At 64.4% G+C, this 24,780-nt stretch carries 23 protein-coding genes; 5 read left to right on the forward strand and 18 right to left on the reverse strand.

What is annotated here, in order from left to right; genetic code table 11:
• Positions 1-36: 36 nt before the first annotated feature.
• Positions 37-1,362, reverse strand: a complete 1,326-nt coding sequence (locus tag AC1D05_RS19775; RefSeq protein WP_477443159.1) for an alanine racemase — start codon at positions 1,360-1,362, stop codon at positions 37-39.
• Between the two features lie 78 nt (positions 1,363-1,440).
• On the opposite strand from AC1D05_RS19775, the gene AC1D05_RS19780 reads away from it, so the two are divergent.
• Positions 1,441-2,382 (forward strand): amidohydrolase family protein, encoded by a 942-nt coding sequence (locus AC1D05_RS19780; RefSeq protein ID WP_477443160.1) that lies wholly within the window; start codon positions 1,441-1,443, stop codon positions 2,380-2,382.
• Here the strand turns inward: AC1D05_RS19780 and AC1D05_RS19785 are convergent.
• Genes AC1D05_RS19785 through AC1D05_RS19800 form a run of 4 tightly spaced genes read right to left on the reverse strand, consistent with a single transcriptional unit; the run spans position 2,356 to position 6,865 of the window.
• A complete protein-coding gene (locus AC1D05_RS19785; protein WP_477443162.1) occupies positions 2,356-3,327 on the reverse strand; it encodes an ABC transporter permease in 972 nt (323 codons plus the stop codon). The genes AC1D05_RS19780 and AC1D05_RS19785 overlap by 27 nt on opposite strands.
• A complete protein-coding gene (locus AC1D05_RS19790) occupies positions 3,324-4,289 on the reverse strand; it encodes an ABC transporter permease (RefSeq protein WP_477443164.1) in 966 nt (321 codons plus the stop codon). The genes AC1D05_RS19785 and AC1D05_RS19790 overlap by 4 nt, the downstream gene beginning before the upstream one ends.
• Positions 4,286-5,785 (reverse strand): sugar ABC transporter ATP-binding protein, encoded by a 1,500-nt coding sequence (locus AC1D05_RS19795; RefSeq protein WP_477443166.1) that lies wholly within the window; start codon positions 5,783-5,785, stop codon positions 4,286-4,288. The genes AC1D05_RS19790 and AC1D05_RS19795 overlap by 4 nt, the downstream gene beginning before the upstream one ends.
• 27 nt (positions 5,786-5,812) lie before the next feature.
• The gene (locus tag AC1D05_RS19800) at positions 5,813-6,865 is read right to left on the reverse strand and encodes a substrate-binding domain-containing protein (protein ID WP_477443167.1); all 1,053 of its coding nucleotides are present in this window, start codon (positions 6,863-6,865) and stop codon (positions 5,813-5,815) included.
• A gap of 235 nt (positions 6,866-7,100) precedes the next feature.
• Between AC1D05_RS19800 and AC1D05_RS19805 the strand changes: the two genes are divergently transcribed.
• Positions 7,101-7,901, forward strand: coding sequence for an IclR family transcriptional regulator (locus AC1D05_RS19805; protein WP_477443169.1), 801 nt, complete (start codon positions 7,101-7,103; stop codon positions 7,899-7,901).
• A gap of 45 nt (positions 7,902-7,946) precedes the next feature.
• Here AC1D05_RS19805 and AC1D05_RS19810 read toward each other — a convergent pair whose 3' ends face one another.
• Positions 7,947-9,476: an MDR family MFS transporter gene (locus AC1D05_RS19810; protein WP_477443171.1), complete on the reverse strand. Its 1,530-nt coding sequence runs from the start codon at positions 9,474-9,476 to the stop codon at positions 7,947-7,949.
• Between the two features lie 117 nt (positions 9,477-9,593).
• On the opposite strand from AC1D05_RS19810, the gene AC1D05_RS19815 reads away from it, so the two are divergent.
• Positions 9,594-10,220: a MarR family winged helix-turn-helix transcriptional regulator gene (locus tag AC1D05_RS19815; protein ID WP_477443172.1), complete on the forward strand. Its 627-nt coding sequence runs from the start codon at positions 9,594-9,596 to the stop codon at positions 10,218-10,220.
• Between the two features lie 341 nt (positions 10,221-10,561).
• On the opposite strand, the gene AC1D05_RS19820 is transcribed toward AC1D05_RS19815, so the two are convergent.
• Together AC1D05_RS19820 and AC1D05_RS19825 are read right to left on the reverse strand one after the other, a co-directional pair.
• Positions 10,562-11,689 carry a serine hydrolase domain-containing protein gene (locus AC1D05_RS19820; protein WP_477443174.1) on the reverse strand — a complete coding sequence of 376 codons (1,128 nt, stop codon included), beginning with the start codon at positions 11,687-11,689 and terminating at the stop codon, positions 10,562-10,564.
• Positions 11,690-11,801: 112 nt separating this feature from the next.
• Positions 11,802-12,842, reverse strand: a complete 1,041-nt coding sequence (locus AC1D05_RS19825) for a proline racemase family protein (protein ID WP_477443176.1) — start codon at positions 12,840-12,842, stop codon at positions 11,802-11,804.
• 107 nt (positions 12,843-12,949) lie between these two features.
• Between AC1D05_RS19825 and AC1D05_RS19830 the strand changes: the two genes are divergently transcribed.
• Positions 12,950-13,912, forward strand: coding sequence for a dihydrodipicolinate synthase family protein (locus AC1D05_RS19830; RefSeq protein ID WP_477443178.1), 963 nt, complete (start codon positions 12,950-12,952; stop codon positions 13,910-13,912).
• 48 nt (positions 13,913-13,960) lie between these two features.
• Here AC1D05_RS19830 and pldH read toward each other — a convergent pair whose 3' ends face one another.
• The 7 genes from pldH to AC1D05_RS19865 all read right to left on the reverse strand — a co-directional run bounded on the left by pldH (position 13,961) and on the right by AC1D05_RS19865 (position 21,461).
• A complete protein-coding gene (gene pldH, locus AC1D05_RS19835) occupies positions 13,961-14,707 on the reverse strand; it encodes a pyridoxal 4-dehydrogenase, SDR-type (RefSeq protein ID WP_477443180.1) in 747 nt (248 codons plus the stop codon).
• Positions 14,708-14,745: 38 nt separating this feature from the next.
• Positions 14,746-15,924, reverse strand: a complete 1,179-nt coding sequence (gene ppaT / locus AC1D05_RS19840; protein ID WP_477443350.1) for a pyridoxamine--pyruvate transaminase — start codon at positions 15,922-15,924, stop codon at positions 14,746-14,748.
• 25 nt (positions 15,925-15,949) lie between these two features.
• Complete coding sequence (gene pldA, locus AC1D05_RS19845; RefSeq protein ID WP_477443182.1) at positions 15,950-16,756, reverse strand: 4-pyridoxolactonase; 807 nt, start codon at positions 16,754-16,756, stop codon at positions 15,950-15,952.
• A 48-nt stretch (positions 16,757-16,804) separates the two neighbouring features.
• Positions 16,805-17,740, reverse strand: a complete 936-nt coding sequence (locus AC1D05_RS19850) for a putative B6 ABC transporter permease subunit 1 (RefSeq protein WP_172233674.1) — start codon at positions 17,738-17,740, stop codon at positions 16,805-16,807.
• A 2-nt stretch (positions 17,741-17,742) separates the two neighbouring features.
• Positions 17,743-18,840, reverse strand: a complete 1,098-nt coding sequence (locus tag AC1D05_RS19855) for a putative B6 ABC transporter permease subunit 2 (protein WP_477443184.1) — start codon at positions 18,838-18,840, stop codon at positions 17,743-17,745.
• Positions 18,837-20,405, reverse strand: a complete 1,569-nt coding sequence (locus tag AC1D05_RS19860) for a putative B6 ABC transporter ATP-binding protein (protein WP_477443186.1) — start codon at positions 20,403-20,405, stop codon at positions 18,837-18,839. Before AC1D05_RS19860 ends, AC1D05_RS19855 begins: the two co-directional genes overlap by 4 nt.
• A gap of 78 nt (positions 20,406-20,483) precedes the next feature.
• Positions 20,484-21,461 (reverse strand): putative B6 ABC transporter substrate-binding protein, encoded by a 978-nt coding sequence (locus AC1D05_RS19865; protein WP_477443187.1) that lies wholly within the window; start codon positions 21,459-21,461, stop codon positions 20,484-20,486.
• 151 nt (positions 21,462-21,612) lie between these two features.
• Here AC1D05_RS19865 and AC1D05_RS19870 point away from each other — a divergent pair, with 151 nt between their 5' ends.
• Positions 21,613-22,038: a hypothetical protein gene (locus tag AC1D05_RS19870; protein ID WP_477443189.1), complete on the forward strand. Its 426-nt coding sequence runs from the start codon at positions 21,613-21,615 to the stop codon at positions 22,036-22,038.
• A 38-nt stretch (positions 22,039-22,076) separates the two neighbouring features.
• Here AC1D05_RS19870 and AC1D05_RS19875 read toward each other — a convergent pair whose 3' ends face one another.
• Genes AC1D05_RS19875 through AC1D05_RS19885 form a run of 3 tightly spaced genes read right to left on the reverse strand, consistent with a single transcriptional unit; the run spans position 22,077 to position 24,780 of the window.
• Positions 22,077-23,087, reverse strand: coding sequence for an ABC transporter substrate-binding protein (locus tag AC1D05_RS19875; protein ID WP_477443191.1), 1,011 nt, complete (start codon positions 23,085-23,087; stop codon positions 22,077-22,079).
• A gap of 35 nt (positions 23,088-23,122) precedes the next feature.
• Positions 23,123-23,950, reverse strand: coding sequence for an ABC transporter permease (locus AC1D05_RS19880; protein WP_477443193.1), 828 nt, complete (start codon positions 23,948-23,950; stop codon positions 23,123-23,125).
• Positions 23,947-24,780, reverse strand: coding sequence for an ABC transporter ATP-binding protein (locus AC1D05_RS19885; RefSeq protein WP_477443195.1), 834 nt, complete (start codon positions 24,778-24,780; stop codon positions 23,947-23,949). The genes AC1D05_RS19880 and AC1D05_RS19885 overlap by 4 nt, the downstream gene beginning before the upstream one ends.

A 24,780-nucleotide genomic window follows, 5' to 3' on the forward strand; every position in this document is an offset into this window, starting at 1 on the left:
TTTCAGTTTCGTTTTGCCGGGCCGCCGCGGATCCGGTCAGCCGAAATAGGTCGGGAAGGCATGGCGGACATGCCCGGCCTCGTCGAGGCCGAAGATGACGCGGTAGCGGTCGAGGCAGGTGCAGGGGTGCGAAATGCCGAACTCGACGACGTCGCCGACGGCGAACTCGCTGTCCGGCTCCAGCGCCAGGAAGGCGTGCTGATCGTTCAGCTTGACGACCTTCGCGTTCACCCGCGCGCCGGACAGGAACTGGCCGGCGCGATGGATCGCCAGCGGAATGGCAAATCCCTGGTCGAACGAGACGTCGCGCATGCCCATGCCGCAAATCGCCAGGCCTGGTTCCGGCCGCGACAGCACTTCGGCCCACAGCCGTAACGCCGGGCGGAACGATTGCCGCGCGGACGCTTTCTCGCCGCCGATGGAAAACCCCTCACGCGCGTCGAGCACACCAAGCGATCGATCATAGGTTCCGTGGTCATGGAAGAAGATGGCGCCGCTGCGCAGCACCAGCGTCGCATTGCCGTCGCGTGAGACGACAGGCAACAGCGCGGCGACAACCCTGTCGAAGAAGATCGAGCCGCCGGCCGTCACGACCAACGGCACATCGCCGCCAAGGCGGGCACGCAGCCGCAGGAACATGTCGGACGTCCTTGCCAGCAACTCGGCGATCGCCGCATCGGTGCGGCCGGCATCGGGCTGCGCGGCGGCCCCTTCATAGGTCGCGACCCCAGCGATCAGCAGGCGCCCGCCGGTCGCCATCACCGCATCGGCGATCGCCTCGGCTTCGCCCGTGGTGCGCGCGCCTGCCCTGCCCGCTCCGAGTTCGATCAGCACGCGCAAGGGCGCCAGCGATGCATTGGCACGCCAGGCCCCGGCCAGCGCCTTAACGGCGTCGACCGAGTCCGCGAACACGAGAATCTCGGCATCCGGCCAGGCGCCAGCAAGCGTTGCCAGACGGCTTGCGCCACCATTGCCGCCAACCTCGTTGGCGATGATCAACCGGGAAAGACCGGCCTTGAGCATCACCGTCGCCTGCCGGATATCGGCGACCGTCGTGCCCCAGGCACCGGCCTCGACCAGCGAGCGGGCCAGATCGGGCGCCATCGGCGTCTTGGCATGCGGTGCGACCGCGACGCCCTGTTCGCTGATATAGCGCAGGAACAGGTCGCGATTGGCGGCGAAGGCCGCCTCGTCGACGGTCAGCACCGGCAGAGCCATGTGGCCATCGGCCGGATACCAGCCCTGCTGTCCGACGAGGCTGGAGTCCAGCCCGGCCGTGCCGGGCGGCACGCCGCGGATGCGGTCGTCGAGCACAAAATTTTCGCGCACGCCAAGCGGCGGGACTGGTGAGTTTTGCGTCATCCGATGCTACCCCTTTTCGCCGTCGCGAAACGACAGCCGAGCCGACTTCCGGCTCCGGTCATGCCATGAGAGAATTCCGTGCCGAAACCCTATGCCGGACCGATCGTCGATGCCCACCATCATCTCTGGGATCTCGGCCTTGGCCGGCACCCGTGGCTGGCGGCGACCGCCGGCGAGCGCGGCGGCCTGGGCGAACTCGGACCGTTGCGCCGCAACTATCTTCCGCAGGACTATTCGCGCGACGCGGCCAGGCACAATGTCGTTGCCACCGTTCATGTCGAAGCCGGCTGGGCGAGCGATGATTGCGTCGGCGAGACGCGCTGGCTGGAAACGCTCGACAAATCGCGCGGCGTGGCAGCCCGCTATGTCGTCCACGTGCCGCTGGCGAGCCCTGAGGCGCCGGCGCTGATCGAGGCACAGGCCGGCTTCGATCGCACCGTCGGCGTGCGCGACATATTGAGCTGGGACCCCGATCCGGCCCGGCGCTTCGCCGCCCGCGACGGTATCATGGACGAGCCGGCGTGGCGCGCCGGCCTGGCCTTGCTTGGCGCCCACCGGCTCGCCTTCGACCTGATGGTGTTCCCGCGCCAGCTTGCCGATGCCGCACGGCTTGCGGCGGCTTTTCCCGACCAGCAATTCGTCCTCAACCATTGCGGCAGCCCGATCGACCGCGATGCCGATGGAATGCTGCTCTGGCGCGAAGGGTTGCGAAACCTGGCGCGCCACGAGAACGTCGCCATCAAGATTTCCGACCTGGTCGCCTATGATCATCACTGGACGCTCGACAGCCTGGGGCCGGTGGTGCTGCATTGCATCGACTGCTTCGGCAGCGGCCGCGCCATGTTCGGCAGCGATTTTCCGGTCGCCGGCCTGCACGCTTCGTTCGATGACATATATGACGGCTTCAAGACCATTGCGGCGGACCTTTCCGCGGACGAGCAGACAGCCCTGTTCTTCGGCAATGCAAAACGGATCTACCGGCTGGACGAGCTGTCATCGGCGAGCCTGCTCACGTCCTGAAAGCAGCAGCAGGCCGAGGATCAGCGACCCGAACAGGATGCTGCGCCAGCCGGGCGATGCGTTGACGACGGTGATCAGCGCGGTGATCGTAACCAGCAGGACCGCGCCCGGAATAGTGCCGGCATAGGTGCCGAGCCCGCCGAGGATCGAGGTGCCGCCAAGCACCACGGCGGCGATCGAAGCCAGAAGATAGGGATCGCCGATCCCGACATAGCCTTGTCCGTTCATGCCCAGCACGAGCACGCCTGCGAGGCCCGAGGTGAAGCCGCTGATGCCGTAGACGGCGAGCGTCGTCGAAGCCACCGGCACCCCCGACAGCGAAGCGGCGAGCGGATTGGCACCCATGGCGAAGATGCGTGCACCGAACGGCGTCGCATGCATGATCGTCAGCACAATCGCCGAGACGATGACCCACAGGACAATGCCGGCGGGAATGCCGGCCGGCCGCGCATTGCCAAGCCAGTACACCAGGGGATTTTCGGCGGTCACGGCGCTGCCGCCGGCAATGATGATCAGCAGGCCCTGCAGAAAGGTCGCCATGGCCAGCGTCATGATCATCGGATGAACGCGCAGCAACGCCACGCCGAGCCCATTAACCGCGCCGATAACGGTGGTCAGCGCAAGCACCGCGAGGACGGAAGCAAGCCCGGTGGGATCAGCCGGCCACGACAGCAGCGGCAGGCTGATGGCGCTGACGGTGACGATCGCCGCGACCGAAAGGTCGATGCCGCCGGCGATCACGACGAAGGTCTGGCCGGCGGCGACCAGCCCGATGACGGCGCCGAGTTCGACCAGATAGCGCAGATGGCCATAGGCGCCGAAGCCGCGCGAGGCGAAGCTGGCCCCGATCCAGACGGCAGCGACGATGACAACGGTCAGGAACGGCCGGCTGCGCAGGATCGCCAAGGCGCGTTTACCGCCTGCACTCTCATTCCATGCCGTCATTGCTGCACCTTGCGGAATTGCGGGATGGCGACCGCCCCAATGATGATGAGGCCCTGGGCGACATATTGCGCCACCGGGGTGAAGCCGAGGAAGAACATGACGCTGATCATCAGACTGAGCAGCAGGCTGCCGGCGAGCGCGCCACGCATCGTGCCCTGCCCGCCGAGGAAGCCGATGCCGCCGAGCACGGCGGCGGCGATCGAGTTCAGCGTGAAGGCCGCGCCGATGACCGGATCTCCCGATCCCGTCTGCGCGGCGACGAACAGGCCGGCACCCGTCGAGAGCAAGCCGCTGATCGCATAGGCCGCTATCCGCGCGGCATCGACCGGCACGCCGGAGCGATAGGCGCCGACCGGATTTTCGCCGGCGGCATAGAGGCTCAGCCCAAGCGGGGTGGCGAGATAGAGCTTCCACAGAAAGACGATCATCACCAAAAGCATGAAGGCCGCGGGCGTGTTGCCGGCGAGCAGGTCGGACAGCCACGTCGGAATTGCGCCACCGGGCCTCGGCAGGACCAGCAGTGCCGCGCCGCCGATGATGAAGGAACCCGCGAGCGTCACAACGATTGCCGGCAGGCGAAGCCTGACGACGATGAAGCCGGTCGCCGCGCCGATGCCGAGACCGGTCAGCGCCACCGCGGCGGCACCGCCGGCGACACCGAGCGGGCCGGCCATCGTCGTGGCGGCGATGACCGCCCCAAGGCTGACGGTGGCGCCGATCGCCAGGCTGATGCCACCGGTCAGCATGAGGATCGCCTGCGCCATCGCGACCAGGGCCAGCGGGAACCAGCTCTGGGTGAACTTGGCGAAGCCGGAAGCTGAAAACAGGCCCGGGAACAGAACGCCGTAAGCAACGAGAAACGCCAGCACGACGATGAACAGGCTGCGCACGCCGATGTTGCGGCGCATCTGCACTGGCCAGTAGAGCGCGCCAGCTGGCCTTGCGGAGGAAACCGTGCTCATGCCGCGACCTTCCGGTTCTCGGCGCCCATCGCCGCTGAAACGATAGTCTCCTCGCTCAGCGCCCCGCGCTCCAGCGTGGCAACGATGCGCCCGTCACGCACCACGGCGACGCGGTCGCACAGATGCACCAGTTCCGGCGTGTCGGAACTGAGCAGCACGACGGCCTTGCCGGCGGCGGCGAAGGCGCGAAGCATCAGGTAGATTTCGCGCTTGGTCTCGACATCGACGCCGCGCGTCGGGTCGTTGAGGAGAAGCACGAGCGGGTCGTGCGGCATCCATTTCGCCAGCGCCACCTTCTGCTGGTTGCCGCCGGAGAGCGCCTGCGCCGCTCGGGCGAGATCGCCCTTGATGCCGAGCTGGGCGGCAAGGCCCCTGGCCGTCTCGCGCTCGGCCCGGCGGCTGCGCAGCTTCAACGCCGGCAGTCTGGCGAAGGCGGGCAGCATCATGTTGGTGATGATGGGATGGATCAGGTGCAGGCCTTCACGCTTGCGATCGGCCGGCACATAGGCAAGTCCAAGCGCATTGGCTTTCGGCACACCGCCGGGCAGCCCCGGGACGCCGTTGACGCTCGCCGATGCGATCCTGGCTGGAATCGCGCCGTAAAGTCCGAGCAGCAGATCCTCCTGCCCCTGCCCGACCAGGCCGCCAATGCCCAGCACCTGGCCCGTCCTGATGTCGAGATCGACGTCGCGCATCAGGCCGGCCGAAAAATTGCGGACTGAGATGGCGTCGGCCGGAGACCTGGAAGTCTGCCATTGCGGAAAGAGATCGCCGGGGTCGCGGCCGACCATCAGGCGCACCAGCCCGGGGGCATCGGTTCCCGCCAGCGAGCGGTCCGCCGTGCAGATGCCATCCTTGAGGACAGTGACATGCTGGCAGAGCGCCATCACTTCGTTCAACCGATGCGAGATGTAGAGAATGGCGATGCCTTCGCCGCGCAGCCGTTCCAGCAGGTCGGTCAGGATTTTCGTCTCCGTCGACGACAGCGACGAAGTGGGTTCGTCGAGGATGAGCACGCGCGGCTTGCGGTAAAGCGCCTTGGCAATCTCGACCATCTGCCGGCGGCCAAGTGATAGATGCCCGACAGGCGTCGACAGCGGCTCGTGCAGCCCAACCAGTTCACACGCCGCCTTGGCCCTGGCGGCAAGCGCGGTGTAGTCGATCAGGCCGAACCGCCTGGGATAGGCGCCGAGGCCGATGTTTTCGGCAATGGACAGGCTGGCCGTCAGGCTGAGTTCCTGCTGAACGACGGCAATGCCCGCCTGCCGGGCAAGCGCCGGCGTCATGCGCGCCACCGCGTGCCCGTCGACCTCGATTGTCCCGCCGTCCGCGCGCAGAGCGCCGGACAGCAGGTTGATCAGCGTCGACTTTCCCGCGCCGTTCTCGCCGAGCAGCGCATGCACGCGGCCCGGCTGGAGAACGATGGAGACGTCGCGCAGGACGGGGTTGCCGAAGAAGGACTTCGACACCCCCCGCGCCGCGAGCAGCGGAGCCATGGTTGCCAATGCTAAAACCCTTCAGGCTTATTTCTGGGCCAGCAGCTTCTTGAACAGCTCCTCATCGTAGGGCGAATAGATGTAACCGTCAGCCGGGAAATCCTTGGCACGGGCGAGATATTCGTCGATGTTGGAATTGTCGATCACCGGCAGCGGGATCTTGACGAATGCCGGCACATCCTTGCCCTCCAGCGCCTGGACGGCGGTGTAGGTGGCGAAGGCGCCAAGCCAGTTCGGCTGCATGGTGGCCCAGCTCTTGAGGCCCTTTTCCTTCCACAGTTCGAGGAACTGGCGCGCGTTCTCGCCGGTGATCGGCACCTGATCGCGGCCCTGCTTGTCGAGAGCCAGAACCGCACCCGCCGACAGCGCGCCGCCGAGCGACAGAATGCCGTCGATCTCGGGGTTGGCGAAGAGCAGGCTGGTCACGGCTTCCTGGGCAGGCGCGACATTGTAGGGCGTGTTGGTCTCGGCAAGCACCTTCACATCGGGATGGGCCTTCAGTTCGGCATCGGCACCCTTGCGCCGGTCGTCGCTGACCGAGACGCCAGCCGGGCCATTGAGGATCAGGATCTTGCCCTTGCCGCCGATGGCGTCGATCAGGAACTTGGCTGCCTGGTCGCCCCACTGCGAGGAATCGGTGTTGACCTTGGCGGTCACCTTGTCCGTGTCGACGAGGCTGTCGAAATTGATGATGGCGATGCCCTTGGCACAAGCGTCCGCCAGAACGCGCGCCGGCGCGGTCGAGGAGCCGGCGATCAGGATGATGGCGTCGACATTGGAATCGATCATCGACTGGATCTGCTGGATCTGCACATTGGCATCGCCCTGGGCGTCGGTAACGACCAGCTTGTCGACCAGCCCCTGCTTCTTCAGCGTTTCGACCTCGGCTTCGATCGTGCCCTGCGTCTGCTTCATCCAGGTCGGCACCGAATAGATGTTGGCCCAGCCGATCGTGTAGGGGGCCTTGCGGTCGCCCTTGATGCAGTTGGCGGCGGCATTGGCCTGCGAACCCGCGCCCAGGCTCAGCACGAGACCGAGGCAAAGGGCGCTGGCGGATGCGAAAAACGACGATTTCATCATGACTCTTCCCTTCTGAGGTTATGTCCGGACGTGCGGGGTCGGGACGAGCAAACCCGCCGGTCGCCGAGCTCGGAAACCGTCTGTTTTTCGTCAGGACTTTCTGCGTCAGGCTCGTTAGTTTGTCCGGTATTTCAGACATCATACCTGTATATCGGACAAAAGGGATGCTAGACTGAGCCTTGACATCTTTCAAGCGTCTTGAGACGAGGACCGAAATGATTTTTGGACGGCTGGCATGAGCGATGGCGTGGCTGATTTGATCGAGACGGACCCCGGCAAGGATGCGCGCCCCGGCGAGCGGCGGCGCGGCATCGACCGCGTCATCATGCTGCTCGAGGCGCTGCTGAAGCACCGCGCTCCGATGCGTGTCGGCGACATCGCCAAGATGATCGGCGCGCCGCGCTCGACCACCTACGAGATCGTCAACAGCCTTCTCGAGGCCGAGATGCTCGAAAATGTCGGGGCTGAAGGCTACGTCTATTTCGGCCGCTCGATGCATCTGTTCGGCTGGGCCTATTCGCATCACAATGCGCATTACCGCCGCATCATCGAGACCCTCGACCGGTTGGCCGTGGAGACCGGCGAGACCGTCCAGATGTGTGGCCTGCGCGGCAACAAATATGTCGTGCTCGACTGCCGCGACTCGCCAGGCCCGTTCCGCATCTCGAGCGATGTCGGCGTCGAAGTGCCGATCCCCTGGACGGCATCGGGACGGCTTTTGCTCGGCCATATGAGCGAGCAGGAGCTGCGCGATTTCATCCCGCCCGGCGACTACACGCTGCCCGACGGCCGCGTCATCGCGCCGGCCGAGTTCTTCGCCGATGTCGCCACGGCGCACCGGCAGGGTTACAGCGAGACCGCGGCATTGGCCGACCGTTTCACCTGGTGCATGGCCGCGCCCATCCGCGATGGAAACGGCGCCATCAGCAAGACGCTTTGCTTCGTGCTGCCCATCGACACGCCGGAGCCGCGGCGCAACCATCTGCTCGACCTGCTGCGCGAACGCGCCCGCGCGCTGTCGCTGACCGACAACTGATAGTCATCGATGCTCCCGTCCGATGCCGCGCCGGGATGCTCGGGCTCAGCCCCGCTTGGGGATCTGGATATCCTCGAGCAGAAGCGTCAGCGCCATGGCGACGAAGTAGAGCGCCGCCACCCAGAGGAACATGACGTTGAAGCCACTGGAATAGTGGCTGAGCACCACGTCGCGGATCGCAGCCGGCATGCTTGACGCCAGATGCGGGGTCAGTCCGGTCAGGCCGTCCGGCAGCAGCGCGGCGGCATCGGCGGGAAGCTCTGATGTCTGCCGGTTCAGGGCCCAGGTCATCACCGCGCCGTTCAGCGCCAATCCCAGCGATGCCCCGATCGTCCGCGCCTGGGTGATCAGCGAGGTCACCGCGCCGATATCCTGCAGCGGCGCGGCGGCCTGGATCGCCACGATCAGCACCTGGAATTGCAGGCCCATGCTGATGCCGAACAGGCCCATCATCACCGCCAGCACCCAGATCGGCGTGTGCGACGTGATGAAGACAAAACCTATCATCAGCAGCCCGCCAATCCCCATCGCCACCACCGGCATCCATTTGTAGCGACCGGTCGCGGCAATCACCCGCCCGGCCACGATCGAGATGACCATCGAGGTCAGGGAAGCCGGCAGGAACAGGAAGCCGACTTCGGCCGGGCTGAGCCCAGTCAACGTCTGCATATAGAGCGCGAAATAGAAGAACATGCCCAGCGTCACCGATCCGGCGACCACCGACACGCCGGTGACGACGCGGACCGTCGAAATGCCGAACAGCCGCAAGGGCACGATCGGCTCCTGCGCCCGCCGCTCGACCAGGATGAACGAAGCGATTGCCGCCAGCGCGACGATCGGCAGCACGAAGGTGAGCAGATCCGGCCCGGCGGGGTCGAGCACATGATAGCCCCAATAGACGATTGCCGTGGTGCCGATGGCCAGCAGCAAGCCGCCGAGATAGTCGATGCGGTGCCTCTTCTCATTGAACCGGCTGCGCATGGCGAATGCCAGGATCGCCAGCACGACGATGCCGATCGGCAGATTGACCAGGAACACCCAGCGCCAGCCGAACAGGCTGGTGATATAGCCGCCAGCCAAAGGACCGAGGACCGACGACAGCGCGAACACCGCCGAACTGTAGCCTTGATATTTGGCGCGATCGCGCGGCCCGAACAGTTCGCCGATCATGGCGAAGGCCGAGACCATCAGGCCGCCGCCGCCGATACCTTGCAGGACACGCGCGGCGATCAGGCTCTCCATCGACCATGCCATGCCGCAGACCAGAGACCCCAGCAGGAACAAGGTAATCGCCGTCAACACCACGTTCTTGCGGCCATACATGTCGCCGAGCTTGCCGTAGAACGGCGCGACCGCGGCCGTCGACAGCAGATACGCGGCGCCGACCCAGCCGAACAGATGCAGATTGCCGAGTTCGCCGGCAATGGTCGGCAAGGCGGTGACGACGATCTGCATGTCGATGGTGGCCATGAACATGGCAATCAGCGCGCCGAAATAGACGATCAATGTCGTCAAGCCGGGTCCGGCTTCGGCGTCTAACGGCGCCGCATCTGGAAGGGTCGAGTCGAGAGTCATTGATATCTCCGAGACTGGGCGCGGTTTATGTGCCCAGGGCAGATATATGTCAATATCAAATATATGCTATCAGCACATAATTGACATCCGCATATATTTTTGCTAGCGCGCTGGGATATGAGCAGCAACGATACCGAGCCAGGCGATCCGGACCGATTTTCCTCCCTGTGTCAAACGCACGGCGATCAGGACCTCGCGGATCTGGCGCGCGGCAGTGGCCTGTCCGAAGCGGCTGCCGACGCCGTCGCCGCCATCGATGCGGTGATGACCAAGGTGCGCCGCTCGATCCAGCGCCGGGACTTCGGCCGTTTGATCCTGGCCCGCATCGATCCCTCGCTGGAAGTAAGCCATCTCGATGCGATCATCGCACTCAGCGTCGGCGACACTCCACGGGACGAGGTGACGGTCGGCATCATCGCCGAGCGCATGGGGATCGACCCATCCCGCGCCAGCCGCATCTGTGCCGACCTCGTCGAGCGCGGCTACGCCGTCCGCGTCGCATCGCAACTCGATGCCCGACGCATTTGTCTCAAACTCACCGCCAGGAGCGAGCGCCTGGTGACGGCGGTGCGTCAGACCAAATGGCGAATTTTCGCCGGGTCACTGGCGCAATGGGATGAACAGGAATTGGTGACGTTCGCCACCCTGCTGGAACGCTTCGCGGGTTGGGCCACGGACGAAGCAAAGATGAGCAAGGCGGCCGATGCCGTCAAGCAGATGATGGACGAGACGGAACCGGGGTAGACCGGCCGGGTTGCTTCCACCTCTGCGTCAAGGGCGGCGGACCTCCGAGGTATTCATGCGCACAGCGCGCGAAATCAACGCGTCCCTTTTTGGCGATCGTCTTGCCGATATCGGGTGCCGGGTCGCCTGTCGGCACCTGCAAGCTCTTCATCCTCGAAGCGAAACGAATTTGGATCGATAAAATCGAACGGAACGCCGCATCCTGCATCCTCGTACTGAAGGCAGTTACACGGTCGATGGCGGAACACTCGACCTTGGCTACCACATGACGAAGTGGACGGCATTTGCCATAAGCCGCGTCGACGGCGGCGACCCGTAGAAACCTGTTCAAACAAACCCGTTCAGAGCGAGTCGTAAACGGCGTCGATCAATAGCTTGCGGCGCGGGTCCATGTCGTCGAAACCCAGCATGCGGTTGGTGACGTAGCCGAAACCGACGCCGGCACCCGGATCGGCAAAGCCGATCGCGCCGCCCCAGCCGGTGTGGCCGAACGTTTGCGGCGACGCGCGGCCGGCATAGACCGGATCCTCAATCTGATAGCCGGCAGCGACGGCGGCCGGCGCGGCAAAGCTTTCATCCATACCGCGAAAACGCGGTCGCACTGCCGCCTCGATTGCCGCGCGGCCGATCAGAGGTTTGCCCTCCCAAACACCGCCAGCAGCCATCATGCCGTAAATACGCGCCAGTGCGTGCGCCGTCGACTGGCCATTGCCGCCCGGCACTTCGGCAGCGCGCCAGGCGCGGTCGTTGGGGGCCAATGCACGGGGCACTGGATTGTCGCTTGCATGGGGAAATGGCGAGGCGCGGACAAACTCGACCCAGTCCGAAGTTTTCGGACCTTCAATCATCTCGGCGACCCTGAAATCCTCGCGGTCCGGCAGACCGACATGAAAGTCGGCTCCGAGCGGGCCTGCGATCTCTTCCGCGATGAAGCGGCCGATGCTTCGCCCGTCGACGCGTCGCAGCACTTCGCCGGCAAGATGGCCGTAGGTAAGGGCGTGATAGATACAGCGGCTGCCGGGCTCCCATAGTGGCAACATGGCCGCAAGCGCATCGACAAAAGGCGTCCACGCGAGCAGGCCCGCTTCGTCCATCGGCACGGCAAGACCATTCAGCCCGGCCTGGTGCGACATTACCTGATCAAGCGTGATGCGTTCCTTGCCGCCGGCCGCGAATTCCGGCCAGTAACGGGCAATTGGTGCGGCATAGTCCAGTCTACCGCGCTCCACCAACATCGCGATCGCCAGCGCCACGACGCCCTTGGTGGAGGACCAGACATTGATCAGCGTGTCCTGCCGCCACGGGCGGGTGCGTGCGGCATCCGCGTGGCCGCCCCACAGGTCAACGACGGTCTTGCCGTGGACGACGACGGATACACCACCGCCATGTTCCAGCCCTTGGTCGAAACACGCGGCGAATGCCTCGCGCACAGCGCCAAAGCGCGGATCGCAGATACCATCTATGTTCATGCGCGAATTCTCACCAAGTGCGAACGTGACGGATGCCGCCGTTGCGGCCATTCTCGCTGGCGGGAACTCGCCAGTCCAGCGAATTGCCGACGCTTGAGACGGCCGGCTCTGACTACTGCTTTACCGAGGTGGAGGTGCCCCAGGTATCCGACAGCACGTAGCCCTGGGGATAAGGATCGGTCGGATCGAGATAGTAGCTGTGCTCGCCGGTGATCCAGGCCCGGCCGGTGATCTCCGGAACGATCGCCTTGCGGGCACCGATTTCCGTCAGCTCCACGATCCTGCCCGTGAAGCGCGAGCCGATGATCGATTCATGGATCAATACATCGCCTACGCCCATCAAGCCCCGGGCTTGCAGGACGGCCATGCGGGCCGACGTGCCGGTTCCCGTTGGGCTGCGGTCCGAGCGGCCCGGCGAGACGATGCAGGTGTTGCGCGTGACGTTGCCCGGCCCCTGGAACGGCATGGCGAACTGCACGATCGACACGCCGCGCACATGGTCGAATTCGGGATGGACGACATCGAGTTGCTCGCGCGCGGCCCGGCGGACTTTCTCACCGGCCACCGCCAGCTCGCGAGCCTCGTCGGGGACAACCGAGAAGCCGAGCGCCTTGGCATCGACGATGGCGTAGAACATGCCGCCATAGGCGATGTCGACCGTGAGCGTGCCAAGCCCCTCGACCTCGATGGCGGCGTCGAGCCGTTCGGCAAAGGCGGGCGCGTTGCGGAAGGTGATCGAGACGCATCTACCGTCGCGGCATTCGGCGCGCACCTCGATGACGCCGCCCGGCATGTCGAGCTTGAAGCGCGTCTCGGGCTCCTGCATCGGCACCATGCCGGTCTCGAGCAGCACCGTGGCGATGCATATGGTGTTGGAACCGGACATCGGCGGGTATTCCGTCGGCTCCATGATGATGGCGCCGGCGGCGCAATCCTCGCGCGTCGAGGGAACGAGCAGGTTGACGTGACGCGCGACGCTGCCGCGCGGCTCGCAGATCAGCATGCGCCTGATATGGTCATGATCACGTTCCATCGTGATCATCTTCTCCATCATCGTGCGACCCGCCGGCGGCAGGACACCGCCGACGATGACGTCGCCGATTTCACCTTCGGCATGGCAGCCGACGACATGAATGCTGGTTTTGGTGCGCATTGTTGTTCCTGCGTTGATCCCTGTCGGCCACGACTATTTTGCTTGGCAAGCCATGCCGCTCGGGACAAACTGGTCAATCTGCGTGCCAGCCTCAAGGAGAATCCGAAATGACCTCTAATGTTTTTTCCGGCTGCATGCCGGCGTTGATGACACCGTGCACGCAGGACCGCCAGCCCGACTTCGACGCGCTGGTGCGCAAGGGACGCGAGCTGATCGCGGCCGGCATGTCGGCCGTCGTCTATTGCGGCTCGATGGGCGACTGGCCGCTGTTGACCGACGAGCAGCGCATGGAGGGCGTCGAGCGCCTGGTGAAGGCCGGCGTACCGGTGATCGTCGGCACCGGCGCGGTCAACACAGCCAAGGCCGTGGCGCATGCGGCGCACGCCCAGAAGGTCGGCGCCCGGGGCCTGATGGTGATCCCGCGTGTTCTGTCGCGCGGGCCCTCGGTGACGGCGCAGCGCAACCATTTCAAGGCGATCCTGGCGGCCGCGCCCGACCTGCCCGCGGTCATCTACAACAGCCCCTATTACGGCTTTGCCACGCGCGCCGAGCTGTTCTTTGCCCTGCGCGCCGAACATCCGAACCTGGTCGGCTTCAAGGAGTTCGGCGGCCCGTCGGATCTGCGCTACGCGGCGGAAAACATCACCAGCCGCCACGATGAGGTGGCGCTGATGATCGGTGTCGACACCGCCGTCTTCCACGGTTTCGTCAATTGCGGTGCGTCCGGCGCCATCACCGGCATCGGCAACGTCCTGCCGAAGGAGGTGCTGCACCTCGTGGGCTTGAGCCAAGCGGCGGCCAAGGGCGACGTCGAGGCCCGCCAGCGCGCACTGGAACTGGACGCCGCGCTTGGCGTGCTGTCCTCCTTCGACGAAGGCCCCGACCTGGTGCTCTACTTCAAGCATATGATGGTGCTGAAGGGAGCTCCCGAATACGAGTTGCACTTTAACGAAACGGACGTGCTCAGCGACAGCCAGCGCGGTTATGCCGAGGCGCAGCTCAAATTATTCGACAGCTGGTATGCCCAGTGGTCGAGGCAACCAGGCGTGAGTGCCAGATATGCAGCCTGACCCGGCAAGTGCGACAAGGCGGCCATAGTACGGCCGCCGGTCGCATTGTTAGTGCCTGACCATCCCGGCGTCGACATTCAGCGTCTGGCCGGTGATCCAGCGCGCGTCCTCGCTCGCCAGGAACGATACGACATCGGCGATATGTTCCGGCTGGCCCTTGCCCTTCATCGCCTGCAGCATCTCGACGAAGCCGAACGCCTCGTTGTGCGGGCTCGCCTTGACGCCGTCGCTCTCGATCAGGCCAGGCGTCACCGCATTGGCGGTGATGTTGTATTTGCCGAGCTCGGTGGCCAGCGCCCGGGTGAAACCGATGACGCCGCCCTTGGCCGCGACATAGGCGGCCATGTTCGGCGTGCCGGCAAAGAAGGTGTTGGAGGCGATGCTGATCACCCGTCCGGCCTTGCCTGCCGCGCGCATCTGGTCGGTGCCGGCGCGGGTGACAATGAAGGTCCCTGTCAGATTGACGTCGATGATCTTGCGCCAATGGTCAAGGTCGACATCGTCCCAGGCGATGAACGGGACGATGCTGGCATTGTTGACCAGAATATCGATGCCACCGGTCAGCGCCTGGATTTCAGCGAAGAGTGCCTTGACCGATGCCGGATCGGAAATGTCAGCGGCGATCGCGCTGGCCTTTCCGCCGATCGCCGCGGCCGCCGCCTTGGCGCCTTCGGCATTGATGTCGCTGACGATGACGGTTGCCCCGTCGGCGGCAAGCCGCGCGGCGATCGCCTTGCCGATACCCTGCGCGGCACCCGTGACCAGGGCCGTCTTTCCCGCAAGTCGTTCAGTCATGAAAATACTCCCTCAATCCGTGATCCGATGGTGTCTGTTCAGGCGTCGGCGTCGATGACGGCCAGCGCCGCCTCGATGCCCTTGCCGATGGCCAGTTTCTGGCCGGCCGCGTTCATGGCGCCGCCAAGGGCCGTGAGTGCGGCGATCGCATAGATCGGCTGGGCGGTCGGCCCCATATGGCCGATGCGCGTCAGCTTTCCCAATGTCTCGCCGCGGCCCGACGAAAACACCACGCCGTAGCGGGCGCGCGCGGCCTGGCGAAGCGCCTTCTCGTCGATACCGTCGGGCGTGCGCACGGCCGTAGTGCTTGGCGAGGCGATTGTGTCGCTCGCGGCCCAGATCGACAGCCCCATGCCGACGACGCCCGCACGCATGGCCCTTGCCGTCAGAGCGTGACGTGCCCATACAGCCTCAGGTCCCTCGTTGAGATAGAGGTCGAGCGCAACGTCGAGACCATTCACCTCGGCCACCGATGGCGTGAACGGGAACGGCTTGTCCCGCGACCAGGCGTTTTCCCAATCGACGATGCTCAGCACCGACGCGCGGGGGGCTGCCTTGTTGGCTTTCATCTTGGCCCAGGCGCGGTCGCTGACGCCCATGATCGTCAGTGCCGGCGGCGCGCCAAGGCACTTGCCGGGGCCGGTGACATAGATATCGGCCTTGCAATCCTCGGGATGCGTCTTCATCCCGCCAAAGGACGAGACCGCATCGACGATCAGATAGCCGCCATGCGCCGAAACCAGCGCGCCGATGGCGTCGATCGGATTGATGGTGCCGGACGGCGTGTCGTGGTGACAGACGGACACGATGGTGATTTCCGGATGCGCCTTGAGCATGTCGGCGACCGCCTGCGGATCGATCGCCTCGTTGTAGGGCACTTCAATCTCCAGCAGATGCGGCGAGTACCGTTTCGCCCAGTAGCCAAAACCCTTGCCGTAGACACCCGAGGCAAGGTTGAGCACGACGTCGTCCGGTGTGATCAGCGACGCCGCCGCCGCCTCGAGGCCGAGCACCGGTTCACCATGCAGGATGACCGGCTTGTTCGACAGCCGCATCGCCTTCTGCGCCTTGTCGACCACTTTCTCATAGAAGAGCTGGAATGCCGGATCGTAGTCGTAGAGCACCGTACGACCAAGGCCGCGCAGCACTTCTGGATAGGCGTTAACCGGCCCTGCGGTCAGCGTGATGACCGGATCGGCGTGTTCGGGATAGCGCATCATCTTGTCTCCGGATTGGCGGCGGTCAGCCGTAGAATTGCGTGCCGGTCCTGTAGGTCTTGAAGTTGTCCATGTCGTGCGAGTACATCAGCTCGGCGCCGTGGTCCTCGGCCAGCTTCTTCACCTTGCGCATCGAGTTGACGCCTGCCACCGGGTCGATGTGGAAGGCCGCCTGGCACAGCGTTTCAAGGCTCTTCTGGGTGTAGGCGGCGTCGATGGTGAACATGATCGGCTTGCGCTTGGGGAACTCGACCAGCAGGCTGTAATGGCCGATCGAATGGCCGGGCGTCGAGATCAGCCTGACTCCCTTGGCAAGCTCGATGTCGCCGTCGATGCCCTCGAAGGTCGAGTTGGCACGCGTCGTGCCTTCCAGCAGTTGCGCGGTCGCGCCACGCGCTTCGGCCGCCTCCGCCGAGAAGCTCAGGTCGGAATAGCCGAGATGCTCGAAAGGCTGCGGATTGCACGCCTGCGGCACCTCGGTCCGGTGGCAGATCTTCTTGGCGTGTGGAAAATATTTGTTGCCGCCGCAATGGTCGAAATGGAAATGCGAGTTGACGACGACGTCGATATCCCTGGGCTCGAGGCCGAGCAGCGCAAGCGCGCCGGGAATGGTCTGGTGCTTTTCCTGGATCGGCTTCTCGAACGGCAGCACTTTCATGACATGGTCGTAGTCGTAGCCTGTGTCGATCAGGAAACGACCTTCAGCATGTTCGATCAGGATCGAATAGACGGGGAAGCGCACTTCGCCGCCCGGACCGCGGTTCCAGAACACATGATAGCCGTCGAGAACGAGCGAGCCGCCGTCGAGCAGGTAGACCTTGGTATCCGACATTCTTGCCTCCTGTTTTGGCGCGGTTCCCGTCCGCGCATCTGATTGTCGTCAGCGCGCGCCGCGCTCGTATGGAATGCCAAGTGCGGCCGGCAGGCTGGCCCGCCGGCCGAACAGCACCAGCATGATCATCACCGCCAGGAATGGCAGCATCTGGATGATGTCGGTCGGTATGTTGATGCCCGCCACCTGCATGGCCGTCGTCAGCGACAGGCAGACGCCGAACAGCAACGCGCCGAACAGCACCCAGATCGGCCGACCGCGCGCCAGCATGGCCAGCACGATGCCGAGAAAGCCCGCACCATTGGTGATGAACGGTATGAACAGCCCGGCCCCGACATTGGCGAGGTAGGCGCCGCCGAGCCCGGCCAGTGCGCCGGTCGTCAGCACAGCGATGGTCCGGGTCCTGATGACGTCGATACCGGCGACGTCGAGCGCGGCCGGCTTGTCGCCCGCTGCCTGCAAATTGAGGCCGAGCTGCGTGCGCCGATAGAGGTAGCCCATGGCGAACACCAGCGCGACCGCCAGATAGACGATCAGGTGATGCTTGAAGAAGGCGGGTCCGATGACAGGAATATCCGACAGCAGCGGAATGACGGTGGCGTCTGCCGCCGGCAGGCGGGGGTAGCTGCGCGAGAATTGGAAATGGTGGAGCAGCGCCGTCAGGCCTTCGAGACCGAGCGTCAGCGCGATGCCGATGACGATCTGGTTCAGCCCGATGCGCACGCAAAGCAGCGCCATGATCAGCGCCACCGCGACGCCGCCGGCGGCACCGGTGAGGAACCCCAGCCATAGCGACCCGGAATAGAAGGCGCCGACAAAGCCGAGATAGGCACCGGCCAGCATCATGCCTTCGATGCCGATGTTGAGCACGCCGGCTTTTTCCGACATCTGCTCGCCGAGGCCGGCCAGCAGCAGCGGGATCGCCGCGGTAACGGCGCCGAACAGCAGCGCGCTGAGAAAGACTTCGCTGAAGAGCCCGGTCATGCTCAAGCCCTCCGCGACTGGTTGTATCGATGGTCGAAATATTCGGCGAGAGCGAGCACGATCAGCACGATGGAAACCAGCACCAGGGTGAAATGATTGGGCACGCCAAGGCGCCGCGCCGCGCTCTCGCCGCCGATCGACAGCACCGAGAGCAGGAACACGAAGCCGATGGCGGCAAAGCCGTTCATGCGGGCGAGGAACACGGCGGGAATGACGGCAAGCCCGTAGGCGGGGTTCCAGTCGGCGCGGACATTGCCCTGGACGCCGATGATGTCGACGGCGCCGGCAAGGCCGGCGAGCCCGGCGGAAATGGCGAAGACGGCAACCGTCAGGCCAGGCACGCCCAGACCCGCATGAACAGCCGCGCGCGGATTGGCGCCGACGATCCGCAATTTCAGCCCGAACGCGGTGCGCGTCATCACCAGATGCACGATGATGATCGCCGCCAGCCCAAGCAGCAGGCCACTGGTGATGGTCGTTTCGAACAGGCGCGGCAGCCGGTCTTCCACCGGCAGCGTACGGGTCTGCGGGACGGTCGTGCTGGGATCGCGGAACACCAGCTTGACCAGCACATTGGCGAGTGAGGTGCCGAGGAACGTCATCATCAGCGTGGTGATGATCTCGTTGACGCCTTGGTAGGCCCGCAGCAGCGCCGGCACCAGCGACCAGATCATCGCCACCGCCATGGCGATGAGGAACGCGCAGAACAGCGCCAGCCAGGCCGGCATGATCTGCACGAACACGGGAGCGCTGGCTGCCGCCGTCACCGCGCCGAGCAGGAACTGGCCATCGCCGCCGAGATTCCACATGCCGGCGCGAAAGGCCACGATCAGGCCGGCGGCAAGAAACAGCAGCGGCGCCATGCGGGTCAGTGTCTGCTGGATACCGAGCGGCGAGAACAGGCCCTTTTCCAGCACAAAGCCATAATAGGCGAGCGGGTCTACGCCGACGGCAAGCAAGATGCAGCCGGCGATGACGAGTGCGATGAGGATCGGGCCGAGCGTCATCAGCAGCCGATGCAGGATGTCGCGACGCGTCGCCGCCGCGCTCGTGGCATCGAGTGCGGTGGTATTGGCCGTAGGTGCGGTGTCGATGCTCATGCGGCAAGTCCGATCATCAGGCGACCGACCTTGGTGCGGGCGTCATCGGTATTCTCGACGGTGCCGACGAGCGCTCCGTTGGCGATGACGGCGACGCGGTCGCACATGCTGAGCAACTCCTCGAGGTCGGTGGAGATGAGCAGCACCGCAAGGCCGCGGGCCGCCGTATCCCGGATGCGCTGGCGCGACGCCAATGTGTTGGCGAGATCGAGCCCATAGGTCGGCTTGTTGAAGATCACCACCTTGGCGCCTTCGGCCAGTTCGCGTGCCAGAAGCACCTTCTGGATGTTGCCGCCGGAAAGCCGCGCGACCGGCGTCTTCAGGCTTGGCGTGCGCACGTCGTATTCGCGGACGAGCTCCGCGGCGCGCTTGTCGATCTCGCCGCGCTGCTCGACGCCGCTGCGCCAGAAGGGCGCCGCGCCGACCTGCTTGAGGAAGAAGTTGATCGAGACCGGGAAGGTGCCGACAGTGCCTTCGCCGAGCCGGTCGTCGGTCAGGTAGCGCAGACCGCGCCGACGGCGTTCGCCGACGCTCAGCGCCTCGATGGCAACGCCCTCCAGCCGCACCGAACCGCCGGTCGCCGCGCGCKGGCCGGCCCGCGCTTCCGCCAGCTGCTTCTGGCCGTTGCCGTCGATGCCGGCGATGCCCAGGATCTCGCCCGGGCGGATGTCGAAGGAGATCGACGACAGGCCTGGCGCATTGTCGGTCGGCGCGACCGCCAGATCCGCGACTTGAAGCAGCGGAGCGGCATCCGTGCGGACTGTACGGACCGGGCGCTCGACCGCTTCCGGATCGTCCTTCTGCTTGCCGAACATCAATTCCACGATCTCCGAGATGATCGCCTGTTCACCCAGAGCGCGAAACCGCTCGGGCGGAATCTCGCCGACCTTGCGGCCGAGCTTCAGCACCGAAATGCGGTCGCCGAAGGCCGCCGCTTCCTTGAGCTTGTGGGTGATGAAGACGATCGCCAGGCCCTGCTCGACAAGGCGGCGCATCAGCGCGCCCAATTCGTCAATGCCTTTCGGCGTCAGCATCGAGGTGGACTCGTCTAGGATCAGCAACCGGCTGTTGCGCACCATGGCGCGCAGGATTTCGACCTGCTGCTGCTCGCCGAGCGAAAGCTCCGACACCTTGGCATGCAGCTTTACCGTGATGCCTAGGCTGCGCGTTATCTCGGCGACGCGCGCTTCAAGCTCCTCGGTCCTGGGGCGCTGCCACCAGGGTCCGCCAAGCAACAGGTTTTCCGCCACCGTCAGCGTCGGCACCAGCATCATGTGTTGGAACACCGTACCGATGCCCAGCGCCAGCGCATGGCGCGGCGACGTGATCGGGGTCGGTTTGCCGTCGACCAGTATGCGCCCTTCGTCCGGCTGCTGCAGTCCCGACAGCATGCCGATCAATGTCGATTTTCCGGCACCGTTCTCACCGAGCAGCACATGCACTTCGCCGGGACGGATCGACAGATCGACGCTGTCATTGGCGACGATGCCGGGAAACCGTTTGGTCACGCCTTCAAGCGCGACGATGTCGCGCCCGGCAACGGACGATGAAGAAGAACCGCTCATGAAAGCCCAACACACAAAAAGTGGGAATCGGCCGGAGAGGTGAACGGATCACCCCTCCGGCAGCCGACCGTGATCGCCTTACTGAGCGACGCTGGTCATCAATGCCCTGACGGCGGCCGCGTCAAACACCGGATCGACCTTGATCTTGCCGGAAATGACGTCTTCGCGCAGTGCCTGGATTTCCGTCCAGACATTGTCCGGAATGGCCGCGGTCTTCAGCAGCTTCACCGAGTCGTCCTTGAGGCCGATCGTATAGTGCTTGGTGCCGAACGTGTCGGCCTTCAGGTCGGCGATCATCGCCGCATAGACAGGCTCGATGTTCCACACCACCGACGACAGCAGGAAGCCCTTGTCGATCGGCGACTTGTCACCGATGACGTCGATGAAATAGACCTTGCCGCCATCGGCTGCCTTGGTCGTCTCGACCGCCTGCAGCATGCCGAAGCTCGAACCGTTGCCCTGGCCGAAGATGATGTCGGCACCCGACGCGATCACGCTTTCGGTGACGCGCTTGCCGCCGGCCGCGTCGCTGTAGGCGGCCGGGCCGATCACCGCATAGGTGATCTTGACGTCCGGGTTCTCCGCCTTCACGCCTTGCGCGAACGCCGCCGACTGCGAGTTCCATGATGGCGGTTCGCCCGAGACGACGATGCCGACCGACTTGGAACGCGACATCTTGGCGGCAAGACGGCCGGCGAGATAGGCGCCCTGGTGACCACTGAGCGTGTAGTCGGCGACGAGCCCCTTCTCCAGGCCGTTCGGCGTATCGACGATCGCCACCGGAACCTTCAATTCCTTGGCGATTTCAGGCGCCGAGGTGTTGTAGCCGCTGGCGTGGGCGATCAGCAGGCTGGCGCCGTCAGACGCGAGCTCGCGCAAGGTCGGACGAACATCGCCATAGCCGAGCCCCTGGGCTACGACCACTTCGACGCCGGCGGCCTTGCCCGCCGCCTTGGCGGCATTGATGCCCTGCTGGTTCCAGCCGTAATCGGTGCCTTCTTCGGGCGTCAGGATGGCGATCGACTTGACTTCGCCGGCAAACGCACCGCTCAGCAAGACACCACTCAGTATAACTGCACTCACACTGCTCTTAATAAGTTTTAACATTTTACCCTCTCTGGTTGACTGCCAATCATTATTCTTATTGTTATTGCGCGGAAGCGAGATAGACTGCCTGCACAAACCCACCCTACGGAGCTCAGGCAAAGTGAAGAATCGTTATATTCTCCCGGTGATGCTGGCGCTTACGTCTTTCGCCAATGCGGTTGAGTTGCACCATGTCACCGTCCGCACCGGAACTGACGGGCTCAACATGGTGCCATTGACGATTTCGAATGCGGGCAACGAAGGGCTGTCCTGCAATGCCGACTTCGCCCACTGGTATTCGGCCGGAATCGCGACAGTCGAGCCGGGAAAGAGCGCTCGCCTTGAACTCTGGTTCGACCCCAAGACGGGCACGTTCACGATCCTCAACGACAAGCGCGAGAACCTGCCCGTCGAGCGGCTGTGGTGCGGCCTGGCCGGCCGCGCATATGCCACACGCGTGCAGATCACGCTCGACCGCACCGACGCGGCGAAAGGCGAACGCGCCGTGTCCTGCGTCATGGAGCAGGACAGCCTGGTCTGCCGGTAGGCGCTCATCGACTTGCCCCGCCCAACACCGCGCGCCTCCTACTTCTTTGCCAGGAATTTGTCGGTGAAGACATCGTCCGCCGAGGGAGCCGTCTTGAGCACGCCCTGATCGGTGAGCGTCTTCAGCGTTTCCTCCCACTGCGTCTTCGTCATCCAGCCGAGGCCATGTTCCTTGGTGTCGGGGCTGGTGAAGGTCGACGCGATATCGGCGTTGATCTGCGCTAGCAGCACATCCTTCTTGTCGGCGTAACCGGGTGCGGCCTTGGCCGTGATCTCGGCCGCCTCTTCGGGGTGCGCCACGACATAGTCGAATGCCTCGCTGTATGCCTTGACGAAGCGGGCGACGATTTCGGGCTTGTCCTTGATCATGGCCTGAGAGGTGAACAGGCCCGAGCCATAAGCCTTCCAGCCATGGTCCGCGCCCATCATGATGCTGAGCGAACCGGGGCCGCCGGCCTTGGCCTCCAGTTCGGGAACCTCGGCGTCGACATAACCGACCACCGTCTGAACCCGGCCCAGAAGCAGATAGCTTTCATAGGGCGGCGAGACGCTGTTCAGCGTCATGTCCTTTTCGGTCAGGCCATTGGCCGCCAGGAAGCCCTTGAAGAAGATGTAGGTAGAACCGGCAGGATGAATGCCGATGGTGAGACCCTTGAGATCAGCCGGCTTGGTGAGCTTCACCGTCTTGGCCAGCGAGATGATCGCCAGCGGCGAGTGCTGGTTGACGGCGGCCAGTGCCACGACGGGAACATTCTGCGAGCGCGCGACGGCAAGCGTGGGAAGATCACCGAAACCGAAATCCGCGTTCTCATTGCCGACCAGCCGCATGGCGTCCGGCGAGCCGGAGCCTTTGCGGATCTCGGCCAGGTCGATGTCGTTCTTGGCGAAGAAGCCCTTCTCCTTGCCGACGAAGAACATGGCATGGTTGCCGCGCACCACCCAGTCGAGCTGGACGCTGACCTTGTCGGCGGCCAAAGCCGCGTTCGAGAAGCCGAGCACACCGACGGCCGCGGCAACGGCAACTGCCTTGATAAGTGAGCGTCTGAGCATTTTTGTTCCCTTTTTAGTTGGTTGATTGAGCAGGCCTAGGCGTGGCTGAATTTCGGTGCCCATGGCACCATGATGCGTTCGAGAATTTCTGCTGCGTAGTAGAAGGCGATGCCCAGCACCGAAACGAGGAGCAGGGCCGCGAAAACCAGCGCGGTGTCGAGCTGGGTCGAAGCAAACTGGATCACGTAGCCGAGCCCGTCCGAGGCGCCGGCGAATTCGCCAACGATGGCGCCGATGACGCTGAGCGTCGCGGCGATCTTGGTTCCGGCCATCAGGTTCGGCAGCGAGTGCGGGACGCGGATCCTGAACAGGATTTGCGTCGGGCTGGCGCCGACCGAATTCATCAGCGACAGCAGCGAGCGATCGACCGACTGCATGCCCGCCAGCATCGACAATGTCACGGGGAAGAAGGCGATGACCAGGATCAGGCCGATCTTGGGCGCCAGCCCGTAGCCGAACCAGAGGATGAAGATCGGCGCCAGCGCCACCTTGGGCACGTTCTGGAACAGCACCACCAGCGGATAAAGCGCGCGCCCCAGCCAGTCGAAGCGCACGATAACCAGCGCAATGGCAATGCCGACCACGACGGAGACGAGGAATCCGAACAGGATCTCGCCTGCTGTCACCAGTGTCGCCTGCATCAGCGTTGCCCATTGCGCGACCAGCGATTGCGCGATCTCGGACGGGGCGGGAATGATGAAGGCAGATATGGCGAAAATCCGCACCACGGCTTCCCACACCGCGATCGTCGCCAGCAGAAGGATGACCGCTGGAAGCCAGCTGCCTGTCGCCGCACCCCAGCTTGAGGCAAGTCGGGACTCGGGCCGCGACTCGGAGAGATTGGTGACGGGTTGATCGCTCACGGCGTGCCTCCTGGTTGATGGCTGGCGCGCAGCATCATCCGCAGTTGAACCACCAGCCTGACGAACTCCGGATCTTCCGTCACCGACAGATCGCGCGGATAGGGCAGACCAATGTCGAGGCTCTCGGTGATCCGCCCAGGTTTGATCCCCAGCACGTGGACATGGCGCGACAGGTGGATGGCCTCGTCTATCGAATGGGTGACGAGCACAATGGTCTTGCCGGTGCGCTGCCAGATCTCCAGCAGCGACTGGCCCATCGAATCGCGGGTAATAGCGTCGAGCGCGCCGAAAGGCTCGTCCATCAGCAGCACCGCCGGATCGAGCGCCAGGGCCCGCGCGATGGCGACGCGCTGGCGCATGCCGCCGGACAATTCATTGGGGCGTTTGTGGGCGCTGTCACCCAACCCCACCAGTTCCAGCATCTCCTGCCCGCGTGCCCGCAAATCGGCGCGCGAGAGCGATCTGTCGGCGATGCCAAGCAGCATCGAAGCGTTGTCGACGGCATTCTTCCACGGAAGCAAATTGGCGTCCTGGAAGACGAGGCCGATCATGCGCTTGCGCGCCGCTTCGGCCGGCGCAAGTCCGGCGATCGAAACGCTGCCGCTCGTCGGATTGAAAAGCCCGGCCAGAACCTTGAGCAAGGTGCTCTTGCCGCAACCGGAAGGACCAATAAGGGAGACAAACGACCCCTTCGGTATCGACAGATCGATGTTCTGCAGAACCAGCTGGCTGGCCATGACCACCGAAACACCCTTGGCGGAGATCAGGTCGTCATCGTGGCGGATATGGGCTGGCCGACCGCCTGCTGCTCGAATGGGTTCCATGCGCAT

This window comes from Mesorhizobium sp. P2_E9, assembly GCF_056403815.1.

What these genes read in the sequence shown, in the direction of transcription:
- pldA (WP_477443182.1), bottom strand. Translation starts at nt 16,756, where the DNA reads ATGTCGGATACCAAGGTCTACCTGCTCGACGGCGGCTCGCTCGTTCTC.
- AC1D05_RS19775 (WP_477443159.1), bottom strand. Translation starts at nt 1,362, where the DNA reads ATGACGCAAAACTCACCAGTCCCGCCGCTTGGCGTGCGCGAAAATTTT.
- AC1D05_RS19795 (WP_477443166.1), bottom strand. Translation starts at nt 5,785, where the DNA reads ATGGCTCCGCTGCTCGCGGCGCGGGGGGTGTCGAAGTCCTTCTTCGGC.
- AC1D05_RS19800 (WP_477443167.1), bottom strand. Translation starts at nt 6,865, where the DNA reads ATGATGAAATCGTCGTTTTTCGCATCCGCCAGCGCCCTTTGCCTCGGT.
- AC1D05_RS19885 (WP_477443195.1), bottom strand. Translation starts at nt 24,780, where the DNA reads ATGCGCATGGAACCCATTCGAGCAGCAGGCGGTCGGCCAGCCCATATC.
- AC1D05_RS19820 (WP_477443174.1), bottom strand. Translation starts at nt 11,689, where the DNA reads ATGAACATAGATGGTATCTGCGATCCGCGCTTTGGCGCTGTGCGCGAG.
- AC1D05_RS19875 (WP_477443191.1), bottom strand. Translation starts at nt 23,087, where the DNA reads ATGCTCAGACGCTCACTTATCAAGGCAGTTGCCGTTGCCGCGGCCGTC.
- AC1D05_RS19790 (WP_477443164.1), bottom strand. Translation starts at nt 4,289, where the DNA reads ATGAGCACGGTTTCCTCCGCAAGGCCAGCTGGCGCGCTCTACTGGCCA.
- AC1D05_RS19805 (WP_477443169.1), top strand. Translation starts at nt 7,101, where the DNA reads ATGAGCGATGGCGTGGCTGATTTGATCGAGACGGACCCCGGCAAGGAT.
- AC1D05_RS19855 (WP_477443184.1), bottom strand. Translation starts at nt 18,840, where the DNA reads ATGAGCATCGACACCGCACCTACGGCCAATACCACCGCACTCGATGCC.
- AC1D05_RS19830 (WP_477443178.1), top strand. Translation starts at nt 12,950, where the DNA reads ATGACCTCTAATGTTTTTTCCGGCTGCATGCCGGCGTTGATGACACCG.
- ppaT (WP_477443350.1), bottom strand. Translation starts at nt 15,924, where the DNA reads ATGCGCTATCCCGAACACGCCGATCCGGTCATCACGCTGACCGCAGGG.
- AC1D05_RS19785 (WP_477443162.1), bottom strand. Translation starts at nt 3,327, where the DNA reads ATGACGGCATGGAATGAGAGTGCAGGCGGTAAACGCGCCTTGGCGATC.
- AC1D05_RS19825 (WP_477443176.1), bottom strand. Translation starts at nt 12,842, where the DNA reads ATGCGCACCAAAACCAGCATTCATGTCGTCGGCTGCCATGCCGAAGGT.
- AC1D05_RS19850 (WP_172233674.1), bottom strand. Translation starts at nt 17,740, where the DNA reads ATGACCGGGCTCTTCAGCGAAGTCTTTCTCAGCGCGCTGCTGTTCGGC.
- pldH (WP_477443180.1), bottom strand. Translation starts at nt 14,707, where the DNA reads ATGACTGAACGACTTGCGGGAAAGACGGCCCTGGTCACGGGTGCCGCG.
- AC1D05_RS19815 (WP_477443172.1), top strand. Translation starts at nt 9,594, where the DNA reads ATGAGCAGCAACGATACCGAGCCAGGCGATCCGGACCGATTTTCCTCC.
- AC1D05_RS19810 (WP_477443171.1), bottom strand. Translation starts at nt 9,476, where the DNA reads ATGACTCTCGACTCGACCCTTCCAGATGCGGCGCCGTTAGACGCCGAA.